Consider the following 20,233-nt stretch of genomic DNA (forward strand, 5'->3'; position numbering starts at 1 on the left):
TTTCTATTCCCAGGATATCACGCATAATAGGAAGTTAAACCTTCATAAACTGATTCCAAGTTGTGATATTCGGATAAAATTTCCGTGTCCAAAGTTCTCAGACGATTTGATTCAGCATGGTAATTAATTTCTTGTGATTCCTTTTGTTTGAGTAAGTTATCTAACTCAGCTTGGCGAGATTTGATGTCTTCTTTGATCCGTTTGTTGACTTCTTGTTCATAGGTATTGAAACAGTCTTTAACGGCTTGATGAATCGGTTCCCATTGTTCTTGTGCTAGTTGAGGAAGACATTTGACAAACTCTTTTTTGGTGGCTTTAATAAATTCTTTTCTGGCTTGATCTGCTTGCAGGGCACCTATTCCTAAACCAATTAAAGCAATTCCAATAGGGCCTAAAAATGTGCCTGTAAAAATTAGCAAAAAGCTACTAATTCCAATCGCTGCTAACCAGTTTACTAAAATGTTTTTCCAGTCAAAACCAACACCAGCTAGGGCTATACCTGCAACGTTACCTGTAATTAATGAGAAAAATCCCATTGCCCAACTTGCCCAGGTGGGAGAGTCGTTTTCATAACCTAAGTTTTGTCCGGCAAATACATTTCCCGTTAATTTTTCGCTGATGGTATTGGCTACTTTTGTATATGCTGAACCATACTCAGCCGCACTTCTAGATAAGATGGCAAAAGCATCATGTATTTCTCGTTCAGCAGTTAGTTCCCAAGCGGAGAATTTGTCTTTTATGTATTGTTCAAATGCTCGTTTACAAGCGGCGTTGAATTCTTCTCTTCTGTCTTGACTTAAGGAATCTAGAAATCCGATTGATGGTTGATATTGTAAGAAATCTGTTTCAAAGGTGTTGCCTAAATTCAAAATGTAAGCCCGGAAAGAATCAGCGATCGCTCTTGCCTTACTATCTCGCATATTGATAATATCAGCCTGGAAGCGATCGCGAATTTCCATCAATTGCTTAAACTCAGGTTCAACTGAATTAATCCGCCTTTTCAGTTCCTCAACATCTTGTCCTAACAAAGGAATTCGCCTTTCCACTGCCTCATGTACATGATTGTAAATTAAACGGGCTAAAGTTTTTGTTTGGCGCAATTCTGCGATCGCTCTTTCTCTAGTCAAAAACGTATTTAAAGCAGCAATAAACTCTGGAAATCCCGTTCCTTCTAAAGCACCTTCCGGGTTTTTTATTCGTTGCCGCAAAGCTTTTAAAGAGTAAATTTCAAACACTCTTTCATCATAAATATCAAACCCTTCCACCTGACAATATTCAGCCAAATAACTCTTAAATACTTGTCGCACCTTTTCTTCAGCCGCTTCTAATGCTTCAGTATCATCAGGATCGATTAATCCCTTGGTGATTTCATCCCAAGCATTAATTAAAAAGAAAACCGTTAAACCTCGACCTTTGATATAATTGTCTAAGTAACGACGCTCTGCCAAAGTGCAAGGTTGATCGGCTCTAAAGACAAATAGAATCGCATGGCAATTATTGATGTAATTTAGAGATAATTTGTTCAGCGCCTCTGTATCATTTAACCCTGGACTATCAACAATTTCAATTCCTTTTTCCAACAAAGGTAAAGGATACTCGACAACCGCATAATCGACATCAGGAAAAGCTAATTTTTTCTCCGCTTCTAATTTTTTGGCATCATCAGGATCGATCGTATATTCCTGTTTAAAAGTAGCAAAATCTAGCCTTTTGGCAGGTTTATCATCTTTAAAATAAACTGTTACCTTTTTTTCTGGGCCATAACGCAAGACTGTCAACACTGCCGTACAAGGATTAACATCACTTGGTAACAAATTCTCACCTATTAAAGCATTGAGAAAAGTACTTTTTCCCCGTTTCATGTCACCCAAAACTAACAGCCTAAATACACCTTTTTGAATGTTTTTTCTGGCTAAATCAATGTCTTCTATATCTTTAGCTAAACCTAATCCACCAGAAGCAGTTTCTCCTACAGTTTCAGATGTTTTGAGAGTAGCGGATATCTTACTTAAAGATTGAGCAAAATCAGAACGAACTTTGGCGAGTCGATCTAAATCCTTAATAAAACTTCCAGATTCCGTTGTGTAAGTCATAATTTTGAACGAATATAGGAAAATAAAAAGAAACTTAAACCTGAAGTACAAATATATTAATTATATTTGTACTCCAGTCTGGTAGAAGCTTTCATGTTGTACCACCAACTAGCATCTACCTTAATGATCCTTGCCTGACAAACTAAAAGCTTTTCGTCAAGCGGCTTATCAACATCTGACTAGAGCCAAAAATGCCAGATTACAAAACAAACTTGACAAAAAATGGATGACCGTACCGTTGTACTTGATTTAGACTGCTCCAATTTACGCCATCAAGACTAGTATAGAAGTTGGCACCGGAACAGGAATTTGGCCAAATTCCAAGAGGACAAGCAAAATTCAAAGAAAGAGTGCCGCTGTCAGTGGAATAGTCAGCAGTTCCTGCCGATCCCTTTGCTCCTGGATAATCTTGTACCCAGAATCGCCCTTGCTGTCCCGGTAGAATCTGTTTCGGTGGAGCTACTACATAATGACCATTGCTGGCAGTAAAGTCAGTTAAATTTAAAGTGGACTTACCATTAGTGTTATCAACAATGATGTAACAAGAATAGTCCATAGACTGAGGGCCTATTACCGAGTCCGGTGGAGCTGAATAAGAGGAAATATTATAGACACCGTTAGTATTAACCACCTGATAAAGACTTGCCGCACATTCGTCCGTATCTATGACCGTAAAACTAATAGTCTTGGGATTGCTGGAAGCGTGAATATCAGGACTGGCAGCACACTCAAATCCATTATTCACATACTGGACTAAGCCATTAGTTAGACCAAGTTTTGCTATATGAGTATGTCCCAAAACGCTCAGATTTGAGTTAGAGGTGAGGGCAGATTGTTGGGCAAACCACGCAATATAGAGGCCATTAGCATCAGCGATCGCTGCTTTGACAGCGGCTAATAGACCATCCTCTCCTCCACCCCAAGTATTAACCCATTGACTCCATAACGAACCATATATTGTCTTGGCTGCCCCCATCGTCGTCGTTTGACCATTTGCCAACAGAATGGGCTCGTTCTCCGGTATTTGGGTAGCAGCTATTGTATAGTCGAGAAGCAAAGCAACTACTGATGAAGGGTTTTTTAAAATTGTAGTTGCCAGAGTCGAAATATCTAATCCATTAGGAGATCCTTGATTGGGCAGATCGGCAACAGTTTCTCCAGGCTGAAGAGTTTTCTGCAACATATAGGCAAACGCCCGCGTCACAAAATGTCCTACAGGCAAAGGACTTAGTGGCGTGCTGAAGTCTGGGGCATTAAACATGGTGAAAGTATGCCCGTGAGTAAAAGCAACCTTTTTATTTTCCGCTGCGGATACATAATAAATCGGTCGATCGCAATACTGAATTTTATACCCTGATGAATTTTGAATTAGATTCAAATCATCTTGGGTTATATTCATGTCATGATTGCCATTGACATAAGTTACCTTGCCCTCCAGAGCGGTTAAAGCCTGACTCAACTTTCCCTGATGGCTTAAAATATTTGGATTAGCTGCAACAATATCGGCAAACGCAGGTGGTTTTTGACTGGGAGGACAAGTCCAAAAATCAAATATATCGCCTAATAGAACCAGTTCTTGAATTGAAGCTGCATTGGCAATAACATAGTCGAGGATTGCTGATAAATAAGGCTCGTGCAAGCTTTTTTGATACCAATTAACAGGCTCATTAGTAGCAATATGAACGTCGCTGAGAACTACGACTTTATTCTTCGTCATATTTCTTTCCTTTTTTGACTTAGGATTATTCTGGAAAACTATTTATTGGAAAAGCAACTACCTATAACCCAAACTGACAAACTAAAAGCCTTTCGTCAAGTAGTTTGCCAAGATTGTCATTATCTCCAGTGTTTCGACGTTCATGGTCAACAAGTATTTATGTTGGCGAAGCCTGCGCCAAGTGCATAGCTATACAGCATTGTAGACCACAACGCCATAATTTGATGCGCCTTTACATTCAACAAATTACTAAAAACTTAACTAAACAATTGCTATTTAATTCCGTAAGTAACGCTAATTTGACTCCTTATTTGTACTTCTGGAAGCGCAGAAGGGTCATAAGGGGGAATGCTTTGACTGATGTTAGAAAAAGGCGAAAGGGGAACAGCCTGTTTTGTGCCGCAAGCGGAAACAGAAGCGGGACTAACGATCGGATAAACTGTTACTAACAACAAATCTCCTAATTGCACGCCCATTTCTATTGCCACACTTCGCACCTGAGTTTCTGCATCTCTGATAGCGTTGCGGCGTGCATTACGTTCTAATGGTAGACAGTTGTTTACGGAATATTCAGCACTAATACCTTGAATAAATAATTTGCCACTAGTTTCTGTTGCTAAATTAGCTGTTTTTACGACTTCCTGCATTCTTTCGCGAGTCGGTTTAGAAATTTTTACGAATAACTTAGGATTTTCTAAAGAACTAGTTTGAATTTCAATATTATTAGCTGGAACATCGATCGCAACTAAAGCATCAACCACAGGTTTTAAAGGTTCTTCAGCTGGAGAAACTGTACCCTCAGTAAGTGAAGGAGTACTTCTTTGTGCGTTATTCAAAGGGTTACGGGAAGCAAAGCGAAATTCCAAACGGGCGATATCTGCGGGGGCACTCTCTTGACCTTGACCAACTACTGTTATGGCACGTTGGTTAATTAAAAGTTGCGGCGTAATGCCATTGGTAAGTTGAGATACATTAATTTTATCTGTGGGATTTTGGGCAAGGCTGGTTTTGCTAGTTGATATCCATAGCTCCGTCACCACAACGGCAGAAACCAGAGTTTGAGATAATACTGTTAAGAATCGATACATTTTGTGTTGTCACTAAACATTAATTTACAGGCTGAAAATGCGTTATTTTACGGAAAATTTCGCTGCACCCTGTCATCTTATGGTGTATCCAACTTAGAATATGGCTAGAAAACAAATTACAAATCCTTTTATGAGGAATTGGCTATGGCGACGATAAATGATAACCAACAAAATGAGCAAATTGCTACTCTGTCTCCAACTTCCGAACCTATGACTACTCGGATGCGACCTTGGGGAACTGTTACACTTCTCGAAGAAACCGATCGCTACAGGATTAATCGCATTGAACTTAAACCAGGTCATCATATTAGTACTCAGATGCACTATCACCGCAGCGAACACTGGATTGTAGTTTCTGGTACAGCTAGGGTTCTTTGTAATGGAAACGAGACTCTGCTAATGCAAAAACAGTCTACTTATGTTCCTGCTTCTACAGCGCATCGGGTGGAAAATCCGGGAGTTATTCCCCTAGTTATGATTGAAGTTCAAAATGGAGAATATCTAGGGGAAGATGATATTATTCGTTTTCCTGAAGATCAAGATAGTCATTAGAATGTTCGCTGTAATTCGGGAAAAAGGGAAAAGTCTTTTCCTTCACCTTTACCCTTTCTCCTGAATAAAACACAGAATTTTACTGGGGATGAACTCAAATCCAATGGACATCACGCAGCCAAGGCCAAACTCCTGTGTGTCTTCTCATAGTGACATTTTCACTATATTCTGAGATCACATCTTTGAGTTCTTGAGTCGTAAAACTGTAGTTCAACTTTTCGGCAATCTTAATGAAATCATCCGGGTTACTAGCCTCTTTCATCTTGTCTCTTAAAGCAAAATCTCTAGTAGCATCTTCTAGGAATTTATGGGCACTTTCTTTGGTCATTTTTGAAAATACCTTATTAATAACCACTTATCCAATTTTACCTAAAACAGTATAACAATTAATGTCCCCATTACAACAAAAATTCCCCATAAACCTGGTCTTGAGAGTTGTGTAAATGGACATTATAGCAATTTGTACCTCCTAGCAACCCGGTTTATTCTCTAAAAATGGCAGAAATGCAATAAGCTGTTGTGCATTTAAATGGTTAAAGGTAAGAGAAAATAGATGATTTAAATGCACAACAGCTTATACTTTTACATTTTGGCAGTGCGAAAATGATTCAGGTTTTAATGATTTTTGTCCAGTAGGTTTTCAAATTCGGCTTTTAAGGATTTGACATTGGCGACTCTTCCGACTAAGAGATTTTCGCTTCCGGCATCCTTTAAGCGTTCTTTCCAATATTTGATACTATCTGAGTTATTCACCCAGAAATTAACTACTGTGTCGATCGCGTCATCTAAATCCCAACCTCGGTAATTAGGAACATTTTCTACAGATTGAATTAATGCGTCAAGGGTACATTTGTATGCGGCGACATATTCCACTCCTGTCTGAGATTTTTGTTCTTTTCTCTCTTGCTGTTGATTAAAAAAGTATAAAATTGGAGAGACTCCGAGAATGTCGAAAGTGTACTTCATTCCTCTACTCCTAATCTGAGAGACTTAAGCTTATTTGATGACTTATATAGCAAATTTTCCCAATTTTTGGGTGACGAATTTTAAAGGGGAACTGGCGGCGCTCAGTGCGGCTTTTCTGTGGGCGATCGCTTCTGTGGTATGGTCAAAGGTGGGACAACGCATTGGGCCATTGGAGTTAAATTTCCTCAAAGGTGCGATCGCAATTGTTTTTCTTGGAGTAACGATTTTTCTTTCCGAACAATCATTACCAGCGATCGATCCTTTGGCTTTTTGGTTATTGTTACTCAGTGGCGCGATCGGAATTGCGATCGCAGATACAGCTTTATTTGCGGCGCTTAACTCTTTAGGCGCAAGACGCACGCTGTTATTAAAAATACTAACCTCGCCATTGGTAGCATTAATAGCTTTAGTTTTTTTACAAGAAACTCTCTCCGTTGCAGCTTGGTGCGGAATTTTTCTTACCCTATTAGGAGTAGCTTGGGTAGTTAGCGAAAGAGTTCCAGGAACAAATGGCAAAGAAGCATATTTTTGGCAAGGTATTCTTTGGGCACTTGTATCAACTTGCGGAGATGCGATCGCGGCAATTTTATCCCGTGTAGCATTAACTCAAACCACTATTAATCCCCTGTGGAGTACCCTAATTAGATTAACCGCCGGACTGATATTACTGCTAATCTGGATACTAATAAAAAACCAAAAAATCCGGGGAAATCCAATTCAGCAGTATAAACCTTTACTCACAATGAAATTATGGATAATCATTGCCTTTACTTCTTTTATTGGCACATACTTAGGAATTTGGTTACAACAAATATCCCTAAAATTTGCCCCGGCTGGCATTGCCCAAACTCTAAATGCTACTAGTCCACTTTTTGTTTTACCCATTGCAATTTGGTTGGGAGAAAAAGTCAGTTTTCGCGCCATTGCTGGAGTCTTGTTAGCTTTAGTGGGTATAACATTATTGTTTAGGTTTTAACCCCACTTTTTTGGATAAATTTATTGCAGTTTACCCAGGTAAGAGAAATGTTAACTTTTGCAAGTGAAACCGAAAATGATATCGCTGCTATTCGAGAAGTGCTGATAACTGCGTTCGATCGCACAAACGAAGCTAAACTTGTTGACCTAATTCGTAATTCTGAAAATTTTATTCCCGAACTTTCAATAGTAGCTAAAGAAGATAATCTTGTACTCGGTCACATTTTATTTAGCCCTATTTCAATTGATACAACCAGCGAAAATATTTCCGCTTTAGCATTAGCACCTTTAGCCGTTACACCCGCACACCAGCGACAAGGTATCGGTAGTCAATTAATAGAAATAGGTTTAGCAAAATGTCAGGAATTAGGACATAGTATTGTTGTAGTTTTGGGGCATCCAAATTATTATGCAAAGTTTGGTTTTCAAACAGCAAGTAAGTTTGGTGTAGCAGCACCTTTTTCAGTTCCAGATGAAGCATTTATGATTTTGGAACTAAAACCTGATGCTTTGCATAATGTTAACGGAACTGTCCGCTACCCCGCTTACTTTAATGAAGTTTAATCATTCTGTGGAGTATCTTTATCAAAACTTTTGCAAAGTTTACCGTTGTGTTCCCGATTTATTAGGAAATTCCGAGAAAATTGACTTAACTTACTTAGCAAAATAAATTTATGCGGTTTGTCGCAGTTGATTTGTATATTAGAACTACTAAGGGAAATTACCGATCGGGTACAGAACTATTTTCTAGAGTTCCTTATGTATATGAAAAGCTCAAAGTAAAAGACGATCGATTTTGGGTTATCGAAGTTTGTCACTATGCCAAAAGCAGCTTAAACTCCAATCGAGATCCTGTAGCAAGTGTCTTAGTAATGCGGTACTAAAGGAAATAATTAATTGAGCGATCGCGTAGCGTGTACTCAATTAATTATTTCCTTTTTCTCAATAGTTAAAAATGATAACTATCGCCTTGCCAAGTTGCGAATCATACTATTAGCCATAGTATAATGTTGCTGAATCGCAGGTAACAATTCAGAAGCAAAAGATACTACATCTCGATCTCTACCTTGTTGAGTTTGTCTTTGAAACAAAGCCACAGTTTGAGCATGATCGTTTACCATTGCTCTCATATAAGCTTGATCGAATCTTGCACCAGAAAGCCGTTGTAATTGCCGTTCTATTTGCTGATGTTGAGCATCCACTTGTCTAGGTAAAGTAACACCTTTCTGAGCAGCAATCTGCGTCAATTGATTACTGGCTTGCGTATGTTGATCGATCATTTGCTGTGCATACTGCTTAACTTGATCGCTGCTCGCTCTCTGCAATGCCAACTGACTTAAGCTTATTTCTGCCAAGTTACCTTGTGCTGCTTTATTCATAAACAGCCTGTCTGTAGAACTTAATCTATTTTGATATTGTTCTGTGGTATTTTGGCGGTTCTGTAATGTGTTAGGTTGACGTTCATATTGCTGGGCTACAGCCGCAAATCCTAAAACAAGAACCATTCCAGTTCCGATCAGACCAGCAGAAAGTATATTTTTCATGAGCGATTAACAGTCCTGATTTATCAAAAGTTTTATTACTCTGAAAATCATAGCTACTGCCAGTTCAAATAAACTTCTATCCATAGATTAACTATGGTCTAACTTGAGAGGTATTTGTGCAATTTTTTGTCAATGATTATTCATTTTACTGGAGTTTTTTTGCTAACCTTTAATCTCACACAAATGACAGATGACATATTGCTAAATATATAAAATCTAAACAGATATTTTAACAGCAAACCTACCCGTATTCTTTAAAGCATCTAAAAAAGCGTAAATTGCTGGAGAATGCAGAGCATTTGCTAACACTGCTACGCCAATTATTCTTTGCAAACGTACTGGTAAATTACATTCTTTGATACCAATTGGTAAAGGTTCAGCAGCCAAACGAGGCATTATAGCTGCGCCTAAACCTTGTCCTACCATACTAACAATTGTTGAATCTTCACGGATTTCGTAAGCAATTTTCATCGGGTATTCGGCTTGATTCAAATATGGTCGAATGTAATCTTGGCAAGGACTTAAGGAACTGATAATTAAGGGAAACTCAGCTAGTTGTTGCCAAGAAATTTGTTGATTGTCTAAATTAGTTTTTGGTGGTAAAAGAACGATGTAGTCGTCTCGGAGAATTTCCCAAGTTTCAAACTCATTATTAGAAGGTAAGTAAGTAAAGCCTATATCGGCAAAACCTGTACGCAAACTTTCTTCTATGCTGAGAAAACTATCATTTTCAGTAATTTTGACATTGATATCAGGAAATATACTGTGAAATTTAGCGATCGCCGTCGGTAAAATATGAGTTGCCACGCTACGAAAACAAGCAACTCGCACGATTCCGCCTTGTAAACCTTTTTCTAAATCGGCTTCTTTTTTAATTGCGTTTACCGATCGTAATGCTTGACTTGCATGAACTTTAATTCGTTCCCCCACAGGTGTTAAATGTGCACCATGACGACCTCGGTAAAACAAGACCACTCCTAACTGTTCTTCCAAGCTAGCAATAGCGTGGCTAACTGCTGATTGAGAGATTTTTAACCGCAATGCTGCTTCACTGAAATTTTTGCATTCTGCTACCACAAGTAAAGCAAGCAATTGAGAGAGTTTGATCTGACTTTTATTTATTTCATCCATATCAGTTTTTTACCCAACCTCTGTATTTTCCCAAAAACCGCAGCCTACTTCCTCTTTCTTTCTATCTATCTATTTTATTCATATAAACTATTCAAACAATAGATGGTTGATTAGTTGAATCAACGTTACATTAAATTTATAGACAAATTTAAAAAAGTCTTTATCAGGAGAAGTCTAAAAAAATGCTGCACAATTCTTTACATAAAAATCCAACCAAATCTCCGTTAATTCACGGTGTCCATCTACAAGCAAGTAAGTCCAAATTAGCCATATTGATTAACAAAATTTGCGAACGATTTGTCACATTAATTAATCATGCTAGCGAACTCAAAGTTTGGCAAAGTCGCGATCGCACAGGTCATACTTGGTGGGAGGCTTACGACCCCAGCACAGGTAATTCTATTAGCTTAGATTCCGAAGCAGAAATGCGGATGTGGATCGAAGAACGCTATCACTAATTCGTAAATTGGATAGAGACGTTGTATACCACGTCTCTACAATCTTTGAAAGGAGATGTCTATTAACGTTTCAGCGCCAAAGTCAAGCCATCAGCAATAGGTACCATACTGATACTGACTCTTTCATCTTGGAATAGTTTCTCGTTAAATTTACGGATCGCCTGCGTACTTTCATCTTGCACTTGTCGATCGGCAACTCTTCCCGACCAAAGTACATTATCAATCGCAATTAAACCACCAGGACGGATTAACTTTAAACAGCGTTCATAATATTCTTGATAATTCCCTTTATCCGCATCGATAAAAGCAAAATCAAACGTTTCTGATTCTCCAGAATCTAACAATTGAGCTAAAGTATCTAAAGCTGGTGCAATTCGCAAATCAATTTTTTCTGCGACTCCTGCTTCTTGCCAATAACGACGAGCAATATTAGTATATTCTTCACTAACATCACAAGCAATAATCTTACCATCTGGGGGCAAAGCTAAAGCTACATAAAGAGAACTGTAACCAGTGAAAACGCCAATTTCTAAAGTTTTCTTCGCGCCAATTAACTGCACTAACAAAGCCATAAATTGACCTTGTTCTGGCGAAATTTGCATTGTAGCATAAGGATGATTAGCTGTTTCTTCACGCAAACGCCGCAAAATATCTGGCTGTCTCACAGAAACAGACAAAAAGTAATCATAGAGTTGATTGTCTAATCCAAGTGTCTTTTTTGTCATTGTTATTTAGAGAATTCGTCATTGTTCAAACCAGATATAGTATTATATCGTTTACGTAAATGATTAATATAAATGGGGTAGGGGCGGGTTTAGCCAAAAGATTGGAATACTCAGTAATAAATATTAAAATCAAAACCCGCCCAGACCTAGCATCTCTAGCAAATATTTAAGTAATCGATATTACATAAGCATAGAAAGTTGAATTTAGAGAATGCGATCGGATGAATTTGGAGTGATTCCTATCACATCGGTAAGGGCGGGTTTTGTACCAAGATAGTCGATTATTGCAACTATTTTTGGCTAAACCCGCCCCTACAAACCCTAAAAATAACATAACCCCATGAAATACGATCCTGCAAAACATCATCGCCGTTCTATTCGCCTTAGAGGATACGATTATTCCCTGGCAGGGGCGTATTTTATCACCATCTGTACATGGCAACGCGAATGTTTATTTGGTCAAATTATTAATGGTGAAATGCAGTTAAGCCACTGGGGAGAAATTGTTAATTCACATTGGCAGAATTTGCCCAAATTTCATCCTAATTTAGAATTAGATGAATTTGTAATCATGCCGAACCATTTGCATAGCATCATAGTATTAATCAATAATAATTCTGTAGGGGCGGGTTTAGCAGATATGTCAGAAAGAAAACAGATAACCTCTCGACAAAACCCGCCCTTCCCAGTTCCACAAAAACAACAAAACTGCAAAAATTTACCAGAAATTCTCCGAGGATTCAAAACATTTTCTGCCCGTCGAATTAATCAGATGCGTCGTAACTGTGGTGTACCCGTATGGCAACGTAATTATTATGAACACATCATTCGTAATGACGAATCATTACAGCATATTCGTCAATATATTATTAATAATCCTCTCACTTGGGAATTGGATCAATTACATCCTAACAGTCCATCTAAATGGTAAGCTGATTGCCCCTACGGAATGGTAACTATTTAGTTTGACAAATACGGGCAACTGAAATCGATCGATCTCAGTTAATCTAAACTCTTCAAAAACCGATGTGAAGCCTCTAAAACCGTCACATCCCAGCAATCATCATTCTTAAAATTAGCCAAGATCGAGGCAATAAACAATTTCTTTTAGGTGACTCAAATGTATTACAGCGTCATCAGTATTAACATTGGCATAGTCTTTTCAGTATTGTTAGTTTTTGGCATTTTAAAATGGTTACAAATTCCTACAGGTAGTTTCCTTGACTGGGTAATTGCTGTGGCTATTTTTGAATGGTTGTTAGCAATTGTGACTATACCTTGGAATATCCATTTTGAAGCTAAAGAAGTAATTGCCGAGGCTACAGAATCTACTGAAAAAGGGATTAAAATTGAGCAGAAACAAGTTAATTATGCTCGAATTATCGCCAAGCGATCGCTCTTTGCAGCCATCACTCTGCACCTAATTTCCGCGATCGGTTTTTATACTTTAGCAGTTTGGGGGATTAGTGCGATCGGTTATCTTGGTTCTGCTGCTGCATTATTACTGACAATTTTACGTCCAGCAGTTCGCGCTTATCAATATTTAGCAGCGAGACTAACAATGATTCGTCAACAAGTCAAATATCCCCGTGAAGATATTTTAGAATTGCGGAATCGTTTTCGGGAATTAGAAGCAACTGTGCAAAGAATCGAAGAAAAGTTAAACCCAGAATATCCCGACTCTTGGGTAGCTACGCAACAAAGACAGTGGGAAGCAACACGCCATGATTTAAACCGCATTGCTGCTAATTTGGAAGAATTAAAAGCTAATAATCAAGCTGAACATAACAGATTATCACGCGAAGCAGAACAAGCGATCGCACAACTTTCCACCGATGGACAATTCCTCGATCATGTACGGGAAATTATTCGCTTTTTCAAGTCAGCTTAAGCAAGCAAGGTAACAAATGATTCATGAAAATAATCACCTTTGTTACCTTTGCTTAAACGATAAATTTATCAAGCTAAATCGATTTATTCCGTTTCCATTCCTCCATTTTCTGTCACAGCATTATTTAAAATTCCTTTTAAGTAACGCCGAATTGAAAGGTAACTCATTTCCTGATCTTTATTTATGTCATCATTGTCTTCAATTAGCTGGATCAAGGTATTTAACTGTGTAATTAAATCTCTCACCTTTTCATCTTTATGGTTTGTCTTATTAGCTATGCTGACAATCATTTGGGTATCCATTTTCAGCAAGTTTAGCAACATTCGGTTGTATTCTGGAAATCTCTGATCGAGTACTTGATTTACGGTGCTAACTAATTCATTCATGGGATAGCAATCACTATTTGGTTACTGTTCGTGCTGGATCAAGTTAGAAAAAGTTGCAGGTGAGACGAATCACCTAACGGAGAATCTTCAACAGCGTTTTACTGATTGAGTATCAAACGCATTTTGGGAACTTCGATCGTACTTTAGTTAGGCAAATTCATCTGTAAAATGGTTCATCAACAAATGGATTTCAGTCACAAGCTAGGAAGCAATCAATTACGAGTAGATGCAGTAACTCTGCAAATTGGGTAGTGATGCACCTAGCATTAATAAAATAGAAAGCTCAGTCAAAATAGTCTTTAAAAGCACAAAAAGTTATATTTTTCTACTTTCATGATGCTCTCTATTATCCAAGTTTTAGTGATTGCTTTATTGCATATAGGGTAATACCAATTAGAAGAATAAAATTCCGGATCAGTATGCTAGTTTGGAAAATCGGTTAACTCAGATCTTGCAGAGTAAGGAGGTTCCAATACTGCTCGGTTAAGCATTTTTTCCCTTTGTAGGGGCGAAGCATTCGGACAGAAAATATAGGGTTTGAGTCATAAATTGTCGCCCGAATGCTTCGCCCCTACTCTTAACCGAGCAGTATTGAAGGAGGTTCCACCTCACATATCCTCGTTCCCAGGTTCAACCTGGGAACGAAGAATGGAGGCTCTGCTCAGGAGTGCAAGATCTCAGTTAACTTATGAAGCATATATATAATTTTTAGGACTTACGCAAAAAACCCAGTTTCTAGGAAAAATCGTGGGTTTGGCAACGAGAGATCTACGCAGAAACCAGCTTTCTAGCCTCTTCGTGCGTAAGTTCTATTAGTTTTATCGCAATTCTCATACTCATGAAATATATAGTTGCTGGCTTTAAGGAACAAGGAAATAAAATAAAGTAAATATTCCAGCAAAAATGATTCCCGGAAATACCTTCAAATTTCCGAGAATCATTATCAAACAATGCTTTGCTATAATCCAACAGCTATATATTGAAAAAATTCTTGGCTTTCTTTTTTCTCCAAATTACCAGATTTAGAGGCTTTTTGTAATTCTGGTTTTTGAGCCAAAGTCATGTAGATATAAGCTAGCAGTTCCATAATTCAACCTCGCCAATTTTTTAGTTCTATACAACAGGGAAACTAGACTGAAAAAAAGTAAGAATTTCACTGTTCCAGAGGATAAATCTCTGATTCCTCTGACAGTGTTACCTGGAATTGGAAACCGATCGGATCGTAAGATTATTGAGTCTCTAATTCAACTTTGCCCTACTCTCACTTATCGATCGGTCGGATTAATTTTTTTCTCTGACTTATGTAATCTGTAGATACATCCCATACCATCTGTATTCAGGAAAATTTTCCTAAAATTTACCTATCCATATTAAATATATAGTGCAATTACCCTTTTTTTAGTCACCTGTGAGACAATTATTAATCTTTTCAGTAATATTGCTTAAGTATTGCAGTAGGTGCGATCGCGTATCGCAGATCCCAGACTTCTTCAAGAAGTCGGGGATTTGGGTAGCCTATAATGGAATGGCTAAGTCTTTATCGCCGCTGCGATCGCAAAATATCAACCACCGATGCAAATACCTCGCCTGCATCCCGACACGATCGAACAAGTTAAACAACGGGCTGATATCGTAGAAGTCATCTCGGAAAAAGTCGTTTTACGCAAACGAGGCAAAGATTTCCAAGGTTTATGTCCTTTTCATGATGAAAAATCTCCCAGTTTTAGTGTCAGTCCACACAAGCAAATGTATTATTGCTTCGGTTGTCAAGCTGGGGGAAATGTAATTACGTTCCTCATGGAACTAGAAAAACAATCTTTTGCTGATGTAGTATTAAATTTGGCGCGACGCTATTCCATACCAGTGCAAACATTGGAACCAGAACAACGTCAAGAACTGCAACGCCAACTAACTTTAAGAGAACAATTATTTGAAATTTTGGCAGTAACAGCAGCGTTTTATCAACACGCTTTGTATCAACCTTCAGGAAAAGCAGCTTTAGAATATTTGCGATCGGAACGACAGTTAAACGACGAAACAATTCAAAAGTTTCAGTTAGGTTATGCGCCTGTCGGTTGGGAAACTCTTTATCGATATTTGGTGGAACAAAAGGGTTTTTCTGTTCCATTAGTAGAACAAGCGGGATTGATTCGTCGGCGTAAGGAATCGCAAATCAGCTATTATGATTATTTTCGCGATCGCCTAATTATTCCCATTCACGATCTGCAAGGTAGAGTTATCGGTTTTGGTGGCAGAACTCTCGCTGACGAACAACCAAAATATCTCAACTCTCCCGAAACTCAACTATTTAATAAAGGCAAAACTTTATTTGCTTTGAATCAGGCAAAAGATGCCATTTCTAAGCAAGATTTAGCAGTTGTAGTGGAAGGGTATTTTGATGCGATCGCACTTCACGCAGCCGGAATTACTAACGCCGTCGCCTCTTTAGGAACAGCCTTAAGTTTAGACCAAGTAAAACTACTTTTACGCTACAACGAATCCAAACAATTAGTATTAAATTTCGATGCTGACAAAGCTGGTAATACCGCAGCAAAAAGAGCAATTGGAGAAATCGCCAACTTAGCTTATCGTGGAGAAATTCAACTACGCATTCTCAACCTTCCTAACGGCAAAGATGCCGATGAATATTTAAGAACTTATTCCGCCGAACAATATCAAAATTTATTAAATGAAGCGCCTTTGTGGTTAGCTTGGCAAATTGAACAATTGTTAGAAGGTAAAGACCTAAGACAAGCAAATCAATATCAGCAAGTTGCCGAAGAAATGGTGAAAATTCTCGGTAACATCATCGACGATAATCAGCTAACTCATTATATTAATCAATGCGCCGAAAGCTTGAGCAGAGGTGATTCCCGGCAAATCCCCTTAATTTCTCAAAACCTCCTCAACAAAGTTGTTCAGCACTGGAAAGCACTAAGTCGAGAAAATCAATCTCTCCAAATGCCATTATTGATAGAGAACTTAGTTAAGCGTAATTATCCCCAAGCAAAACCCCAACTTCGCATTGTTAAACAGCAAACTGCTGAAGCAGAAAAAGTAGTTACAACCCAAAGAGACGACTTATTAAAAATCGCTGAAGCTTTATTGTTGCGTCTTTATGTTCACTGTCCCGAATATCGCCAAGATATCATTGATGGTTTAGAAACCCACGAACTAGAATTTAGCTTTTCCCATCATCGGTTTTTATGGCAACAAATTCGCGAAATTGATATTAGTTTAAGTTCAGAAAATCTTATTTCCAAACTGCACGATAAAGCAGTAGAATTTCCCAAAGAAATGGCGCAAGTTTCCCGTCTATTTATTTTAGATGAAATGGCAGAAGCGAACCTTTATCGAGCGGGGGAATTAATCAAAGCTGCGATCGCACGCATGGAACAAATTATGTGCGAAAAACAATCGCGCCAATTTTTAGCACTCTTAGAAAAAACCGATAGTTCTACAGAACCAGAAATGCAGCAAAAATATTACCAAGAATTCATACACTATAAACAACGGAGTATGGAATTAGAGCAACAATGCCAAGTTTCCATCTCCGATTTATTGCAACTTTAAGAGGATGTTTTCAACTATTCTGAGAAGTCCGCGCAGGCGGACTTGGTTTGTATAGTCGCGGTTTTAACCGCCTGAATCTTGGCAAACATCGTTTAAGGACACATTAAAGTTTCGCGAGTATCACGCCCTGTCACAGAATTAGTACCTGTAGCAATTTTACAAAGGAATTCTAGCTGATCGTCCCGGAATAAAACATCCGTGAAATCAGCGCCTTCAATATTTGCGCCTTCAAACTTGGCATTGAAAGCAAAAGCGCCTTCTAAAATTGCATCCTTCAAATTAGCTTTGGTAAAACGAGCAGTTGCGATCGTTGAATAGGAAAGATTAGCACCTTCCAAATTAGCGTATAAGAAATTAGCCCCATAAAGACTTACTCCCCGCAAATCTGCATGGCTAAAATCGCTACTGCGGAGATTTGCTTTAGTAAAGCTAGAATCAGTTAACACCCGATTAGAGAAATCTGCACCCACCAGAGCCTCATTGTTATAATCCAATGCTAAAACTGGGGTGGAAGTTCCCACAAAAGCTACTAAGCAAATTACTGCCCAGAGCCATAAACTGAGTAATATCCTGGAAATCCGATTGTCTAGTCGAAAATTCATGCTGCTTACAGTAAATGGCGAATCGTTCAGTATCTAATTATCCCGATTTCGGTGCATTAGGAGAAGACCTAGTTGCACAATGGTTGCAGGAACAAGATTGGAATGTTCTGCATCGTCGCTGGCGGTGTCGTTGGGGAGAGTTAGACATCATTGCCGAAAACCAGTCAAATTTACTGCTGTTTGTCGAAGTCAAAACTCGGAGTCGCAGAAATTGGGATGGCGATGGTTTATTATCGATTACTCCCCAAAAACAAACTAGACTTTGGCAAACAGCACAATTATTTCTGGCTTCAGAAAATTGTTCTGAAAAAATCTGTAGATTTGATGTAGCTTTAGTTACTTGGCAAAAGGTAAAAAATAACTTAGCTCAAGACAGCAATTATAACCGTAGTGTTCCTAGTAATTATTCCTACATTAGCCCCTTAAAAAATACAGATGACTTCATTCAACAGTCAACTCTATATATTGCGGAATATCAACTCGTTTTACAACACTACATTGAGTCAGCCATAAACTTTGATTTCTAATTTGTCATCGATCAAAAGTAGTATTTTTTACATCTTTCATCTCTCACATCTGATTGATGACAAATCACATACAGTATTTAGGGTTAAGCCAAAGTTTCAGGGCAATATCCTAACCCATTGACAAATTGCTTACGGAATGTCTCAATTTCTTCTTTGTCTGGTCTACCATGAGACACAATTGCTACTTGGTAACGGCGCATTACTTCGATCGGTGGTTCACCAGCATCCAAACTCCAAAGCGCCATTTTCACCCGCACTTCGGGTTGGTAAGGAATGCCTAATTCACTGAGATAAGCTCTAAAGTTGCCATCTAGATAAGAGTCTAGTGCCTTACTCATTTTTACTTTAATTACCCAACCGTCAATTTGGTGCAGAACGGTTACAGAGTACAGGGGAAGTTGGTTATTTTTGTGTAAAAACTCAACTACTCTTTGGGTAAGACTGGCGTTAGCTAAGAAGTACAGGTAATCCATAAGGGGTGCTTGGGGCAAAGCAAATGCTACACCTTATATTGTTACTAAAAAAGAAGCATTTAAACTGGGGTGAATCCCCCAATTTTACTTGGGTAGTTTTACCCAATTATCTGTTAGTTTTGGCGGATTTATTAAGATAATAAAATCAAGTATAGCAAGTTTGCAGAAAAAGTTTACAAAACTATAGAAATATAGTGACTATTACTCTCACTCTGATTCAAATAATTTAAATTAATAGCACAATTAATTTAATGATGACATATCATGAATATCTCATACTACTGGAGAAAATTCAATCTTTTTTCAATTATGTAAAAGAAAAGTGATTTGAGCGCGTTAAATTAAGATCTATATCTGAACTGAATCAAGTATGAACCAGCCAAAATCTCCATCTATGTTATCTTCTAGTCCTGTTGGGGAAAGCAACGAAGACCTCTTATTATCTGCTTACGACTATCAACTTCCTGAAGAGCGCATCGCTCAAAATCCAGTAACACCGAGAGATAGTGCTCGCTTGTTGGTAATTAATTCCCCCACAAAACACAGCGATCGAGTATTTCGGGATGTAGTTGAATTGCTCAAACCGGGAGATTTGCTGGTAATGAATAACACTCGTGTGATTCCTGCTAGACTCTACGGACATAAATCTACTGGCGCACCTGTAGAAGTTTTGCTACTCCAAGAGCAAAAGAATAATTGTTGGTTAGCTTTGGTAAAACCAGGTAGACGCTTATTACCAGGAGCAGAAATTTATTTTAAAAATAAAAAATATTTAGATGAAGAGTCAAATTCTATTTTAAGTGCAAAAATTTTAGAAAAGGATGAAGCCACAGGAGGACGAATTTTGCAATTTGGATTACCGGAAGGAAAATCATTAATTCAAATTTTAGATCGGTTTGGTCATGTACCTTTACCTCCTTATATTAAAGACTCACAATCTCTTCCAGAACAATATCAAACTGTTTATGCACATACTCCGGGCTCAGTAGCAGCGCCAACAGCTGGGTTACACTTTACTCCTGAGTTATTGGAGAAATTAACAGCTAAAGGAATTGAACAAACTTTTGTGACGCTGCATATTGGAGTAGGTACATTTCGACCTGTGGAGGCCCAAAAAATTACCGATCACCAAATGCACGGAGAATGGGTGGAAATTCCAGAGGCTACAGTGGCAAAAATTCAGGAGACTAAGGCTAAAGGGGGTAGAATTATTGCGGTGGGAACGACAGCGGTACGTTCTTTAGAAGGAGCAGCGCAAGATGGAGAATTACGACCTTTTTGTGGTCAAACTGAATTGTTTATTTATCCCGGTTATAATTGGCGCGTGGTAGAGGGTTTGATTACTAATTTTCATTTACCACGTTCTAGTTTAATGATGCTGGTTAGTGCTTTGGTGGGACGGAAACGTTTGTTGTCTTTGTATGCAGATGCGATCGCGCAAAATTACCGCTTTTATTCTTTTGGTGATGCTATGTTGATTTTGCCAGAAGCTTGTATTAATTAATATTTAGTGGTTAGTTAACCTATCATTA

At 38.3% G+C, this 20,233-nt stretch carries 23 protein-coding genes; 11 read left to right on the plus strand and 12 right to left on the minus strand.

The annotated features are described in order from the left end of the window. Positions 1–17: 17 nt before the first annotated feature. Both IQ264_RS14205 and IQ264_RS14210 read right to left on the minus strand, forming a co-directional pair. Entirely contained in the window at positions 18–2,093 is a 2,076-nt protein-coding gene (locus tag IQ264_RS14205) for a dynamin family protein (protein ID WP_193981440.1), read from the minus strand. 199 nt (positions 2,094–2,292) lie between these two features. Then, on the minus strand, positions 2,293–3,810 hold the full coding sequence (locus IQ264_RS14210; RefSeq protein WP_193981441.1) for a metallophosphoesterase: 1,518 nt from the start codon (positions 3,808–3,810) through the stop codon (positions 2,293–2,295). Between the two features lie 45 nt (positions 3,811–3,855). Between IQ264_RS14210 and IQ264_RS14215 the strand changes: the two genes are divergently transcribed. After that, positions 3,856–3,999: a hypothetical protein gene (locus IQ264_RS14215; RefSeq protein WP_193981442.1), complete on the plus strand. Its 144-nt coding sequence runs from the start codon at positions 3,856–3,858 to the stop codon at positions 3,997–3,999. Positions 4,000–4,082: 83 nt separating this feature from the next. On the opposite strand, the gene IQ264_RS14220 is transcribed toward IQ264_RS14215, so the two are convergent. Next, positions 4,083–4,898: an SIMPL domain-containing protein gene (locus IQ264_RS14220; protein ID WP_193981443.1), complete on the minus strand. Its 816-nt coding sequence runs from the start codon at positions 4,896–4,898 to the stop codon at positions 4,083–4,085. A gap of 210 nt (positions 4,899–5,108) precedes the next feature. Here IQ264_RS14220 and IQ264_RS14225 point away from each other — a divergent pair, with 210 nt between their 5' ends. Beyond that, positions 5,109–5,450, plus strand: a complete 342-nt coding sequence (locus tag IQ264_RS14225; RefSeq protein ID WP_228061537.1) for a phosphomannose isomerase type II C-terminal cupin domain — start codon at positions 5,109–5,111, stop codon at positions 5,448–5,450. A gap of 94 nt (positions 5,451–5,544) precedes the next feature. Here the strand turns inward: IQ264_RS14225 and IQ264_RS14230 are convergent, their stop codons facing one another. Together IQ264_RS14230 and IQ264_RS14235 are read right to left on the minus strand one after the other, a co-directional pair. Then, a complete protein-coding gene (locus IQ264_RS14230; protein ID WP_193981445.1) occupies positions 5,545–5,778 on the minus strand; it encodes a Nif11-like leader peptide family RiPP precursor in 234 nt (77 codons plus the stop codon). Between the two features lie 287 nt (positions 5,779–6,065). Beyond that, positions 6,066–6,416 (minus strand): hypothetical protein, encoded by a 351-nt coding sequence (locus IQ264_RS14235; protein WP_193981446.1) that lies wholly within the window; start codon positions 6,414–6,416, stop codon positions 6,066–6,068. 37 nt (positions 6,417–6,453) lie between these two features. Here IQ264_RS14235 and IQ264_RS14240 point away from each other — a divergent pair, with 37 nt between their 5' ends. From IQ264_RS14240 to IQ264_RS14250, 3 genes are all read left to right on the plus strand, one after another. Then, positions 6,454–7,392 carry a DMT family transporter gene (locus IQ264_RS14240; protein ID WP_193981447.1) on the plus strand — a complete coding sequence of 313 codons (939 nt, stop codon included), beginning with the start codon at positions 6,454–6,456 and terminating at the stop codon, positions 7,390–7,392. Positions 7,393–7,439: 47 nt separating this feature from the next. After that, positions 7,440–7,955, plus strand: coding sequence for a GNAT family N-acetyltransferase (locus IQ264_RS14245; RefSeq protein WP_193981448.1), 516 nt, complete (start codon positions 7,440–7,442; stop codon positions 7,953–7,955). Between the two features lie 110 nt (positions 7,956–8,065). Then, a complete protein-coding gene (locus IQ264_RS14250) occupies positions 8,066–8,275 on the plus strand; it encodes a hypothetical protein (protein WP_193981449.1) in 210 nt (69 codons plus the stop codon). A gap of 78 nt (positions 8,276–8,353) precedes the next feature. Here IQ264_RS14250 and IQ264_RS14255 read toward each other — a convergent pair whose 3' ends face one another. Continuing rightward, positions 8,354–8,935, minus strand: a complete 582-nt coding sequence (locus tag IQ264_RS14255) for a DUF4142 domain-containing protein (protein ID WP_193981450.1) — start codon at positions 8,933–8,935, stop codon at positions 8,354–8,356. A gap of 216 nt (positions 8,936–9,151) precedes the next feature. Then, a complete protein-coding gene (locus tag IQ264_RS14260) occupies positions 9,152–10,066 on the minus strand; it encodes a LysR family transcriptional regulator (protein ID WP_193981451.1) in 915 nt (304 codons plus the stop codon). 182 nt (positions 10,067–10,248) lie between these two features. Between IQ264_RS14260 and IQ264_RS14265 the strand changes: the two genes are divergently transcribed. Beyond that, entirely contained in the window at positions 10,249–10,524 is a 276-nt protein-coding gene (locus IQ264_RS14265; protein ID WP_228061535.1) for a hypothetical protein, read from the plus strand. A 62-nt stretch (positions 10,525–10,586) separates the two neighbouring features. On the opposite strand, the gene IQ264_RS14270 is transcribed toward IQ264_RS14265, so the two are convergent. After that, positions 10,587–11,249 (minus strand): class I SAM-dependent methyltransferase, encoded by a 663-nt coding sequence (locus IQ264_RS14270; protein WP_193981452.1) that lies wholly within the window; start codon positions 11,247–11,249, stop codon positions 10,587–10,589. Between the two features lie 340 nt (positions 11,250–11,589). On the opposite strand from IQ264_RS14270, the gene IQ264_RS14275 reads away from it, so the two are divergent. Both IQ264_RS14275 and IQ264_RS14280 read left to right on the plus strand, forming a co-directional pair. Continuing rightward, positions 11,590–12,180 carry a transposase gene (locus tag IQ264_RS14275; protein WP_193981453.1) on the plus strand — a complete coding sequence of 197 codons (591 nt, stop codon included), beginning with the start codon at positions 11,590–11,592 and terminating at the stop codon, positions 12,178–12,180. Between the two features lie 189 nt (positions 12,181–12,369). Then, complete coding sequence (locus tag IQ264_RS14280) at positions 12,370–13,140, plus strand: hypothetical protein (RefSeq protein ID WP_193981454.1); 771 nt, start codon at positions 12,370–12,372, stop codon at positions 13,138–13,140. An 83-nt stretch (positions 13,141–13,223) separates the two neighbouring features. Here IQ264_RS14280 and IQ264_RS14285 read toward each other — a convergent pair whose 3' ends face one another. Both IQ264_RS14285 and IQ264_RS33430 read right to left on the minus strand, forming a co-directional pair. Then, positions 13,224–13,526 (minus strand): hypothetical protein, encoded by a 303-nt coding sequence (locus tag IQ264_RS14285; RefSeq protein ID WP_193981455.1) that lies wholly within the window; start codon positions 13,524–13,526, stop codon positions 13,224–13,226. Between the two features lie 958 nt (positions 13,527–14,484). After that, entirely contained in the window at positions 14,485–14,613 is a 129-nt protein-coding gene (locus tag IQ264_RS33430; RefSeq protein ID WP_265583041.1) for a hypothetical protein, read from the minus strand. 485 nt (positions 14,614–15,098) lie between these two features. Between IQ264_RS33430 and dnaG the strand changes: the two genes are divergently transcribed. After that, positions 15,099–17,099, plus strand: coding sequence for a DNA primase (gene dnaG, locus IQ264_RS14290; protein ID WP_193981456.1), 2,001 nt, complete (start codon positions 15,099–15,101; stop codon positions 17,097–17,099). 92 nt (positions 17,100–17,191) lie between these two features. Here dnaG and IQ264_RS14295 read toward each other — a convergent pair whose 3' ends face one another. After that, positions 17,192–17,701, minus strand: a complete 510-nt coding sequence (locus IQ264_RS14295) for a pentapeptide repeat-containing protein (RefSeq protein WP_193981457.1) — start codon at positions 17,699–17,701, stop codon at positions 17,192–17,194. A gap of 14 nt (positions 17,702–17,715) precedes the next feature. Between IQ264_RS14295 and IQ264_RS14300 the strand changes: the two genes are divergently transcribed. Then, entirely contained in the window at positions 17,716–18,228 is a 513-nt protein-coding gene (locus IQ264_RS14300) for a YraN family protein (protein WP_193981458.1), read from the plus strand. An 83-nt stretch (positions 18,229–18,311) separates the two neighbouring features. Here IQ264_RS14300 and IQ264_RS14305 read toward each other — a convergent pair whose 3' ends face one another. Continuing rightward, positions 18,312–18,701, minus strand: a complete 390-nt coding sequence (locus IQ264_RS14305; RefSeq protein WP_193981459.1) for a hypothetical protein — start codon at positions 18,699–18,701, stop codon at positions 18,312–18,314. A 370-nt stretch (positions 18,702–19,071) separates the two neighbouring features. Between IQ264_RS14305 and queA the strand changes: the two genes are divergently transcribed. Beyond that, positions 19,072–20,205 carry a tRNA preQ1(34) S-adenosylmethionine ribosyltransferase-isomerase QueA gene (queA, locus tag IQ264_RS14310; protein WP_193981460.1) on the plus strand — a complete coding sequence of 378 codons (1,134 nt, stop codon included), beginning with the start codon at positions 19,072–19,074 and terminating at the stop codon, positions 20,203–20,205. The last annotated feature ends 28 nt before the right edge of the window (positions 20,206–20,233 follow it).

Source organism: [Phormidium] sp. LEGE 05292 (genome assembly GCF_015207735.1).
In the GTDB taxonomy this organism is placed as follows: domain Bacteria; phylum Cyanobacteriota; class Cyanobacteriia; order Cyanobacteriales; family Aerosakkonemataceae; genus Floridanema.

Coding starts and splice junctions, on each gene's coding strand:
- IQ264_RS14205 (WP_193981440.1), bottom strand. CDS start 2,093: ATGACTTACACAACGGAATCTGGAAGTTTTATTAAGGATTTAGATCGA.
- IQ264_RS14230 (WP_193981445.1), bottom strand. CDS start 5,778: ATGACCAAAGAAAGTGCCCATAAATTCCTAGAAGATGCTACTAGAGAT.
- IQ264_RS14265 (WP_228061535.1), top strand. CDS start 10,249: ATGCTGCACAATTCTTTACATAAAAATCCAACCAAATCTCCGTTAATT.
- IQ264_RS14295 (WP_193981457.1), bottom strand. CDS start 17,701: ATGAATTTTCGACTAGACAATCGGATTTCCAGGATATTACTCAGTTTA.
- IQ264_RS14220 (WP_193981443.1), bottom strand. CDS start 4,898: ATGTATCGATTCTTAACAGTATTATCTCAAACTCTGGTTTCTGCCGTT.
- IQ264_RS14260 (WP_193981451.1), bottom strand. CDS start 10,066: ATGGATGAAATAAATAAAAGTCAGATCAAACTCTCTCAATTGCTTGCT.
- IQ264_RS14255 (WP_193981450.1), bottom strand. CDS start 8,935: ATGAAAAATATACTTTCTGCTGGTCTGATCGGAACTGGAATGGTTCTT.
- IQ264_RS14240 (WP_193981447.1), top strand. CDS start 6,454: ATGACTTATATAGCAAATTTTCCCAATTTTTGGGTGACGAATTTTAAA.
- dnaG (WP_193981456.1), top strand. CDS start 15,099: ATGCAAATACCTCGCCTGCATCCCGACACGATCGAACAAGTTAAACAA.
- queA (WP_193981460.1), top strand. CDS start 19,072: ATGAACCAGCCAAAATCTCCATCTATGTTATCTTCTAGTCCTGTTGGG.
- IQ264_RS14235 (WP_193981446.1), bottom strand. CDS start 6,416: ATGAAGTACACTTTCGACATTCTCGGAGTCTCTCCAATTTTATACTTT.
- IQ264_RS14250 (WP_193981449.1), top strand. CDS start 8,066: ATGCGGTTTGTCGCAGTTGATTTGTATATTAGAACTACTAAGGGAAAT.
- IQ264_RS14285 (WP_193981455.1), bottom strand. CDS start 13,526: ATGAATGAATTAGTTAGCACCGTAAATCAAGTACTCGATCAGAGATTT.
- IQ264_RS14270 (WP_193981452.1), bottom strand. CDS start 11,249: ATGACAAAAAAGACACTTGGATTAGACAATCAACTCTATGATTACTTT.
- IQ264_RS14305 (WP_193981459.1), bottom strand. CDS start 18,701: ATGGATTACCTGTACTTCTTAGCTAACGCCAGTCTTACCCAAAGAGTA.
- IQ264_RS14300 (WP_193981458.1), top strand. CDS start 17,716: ATGGCGAATCGTTCAGTATCTAATTATCCCGATTTCGGTGCATTAGGA.
- IQ264_RS14225 (WP_228061537.1), top strand. CDS start 5,109: ATGACTACTCGGATGCGACCTTGGGGAACTGTTACACTTCTCGAAGAA.
- IQ264_RS14280 (WP_193981454.1), top strand. CDS start 12,370: ATGTATTACAGCGTCATCAGTATTAACATTGGCATAGTCTTTTCAGTA.
- IQ264_RS33430 (WP_265583041.1), bottom strand. CDS start 14,613: ATGGAACTGCTAGCTTATATCTACATGACTTTGGCTCAAAAACCAGAA.
- IQ264_RS14275 (WP_193981453.1), top strand. CDS start 11,590: ATGAAATACGATCCTGCAAAACATCATCGCCGTTCTATTCGCCTTAGA.
- IQ264_RS14245 (WP_193981448.1), top strand. CDS start 7,440: ATGTTAACTTTTGCAAGTGAAACCGAAAATGATATCGCTGCTATTCGA.
- IQ264_RS14210 (WP_193981441.1), bottom strand. CDS start 3,810: ATGACGAAGAATAAAGTCGTAGTTCTCAGCGACGTTCATATTGCTACT.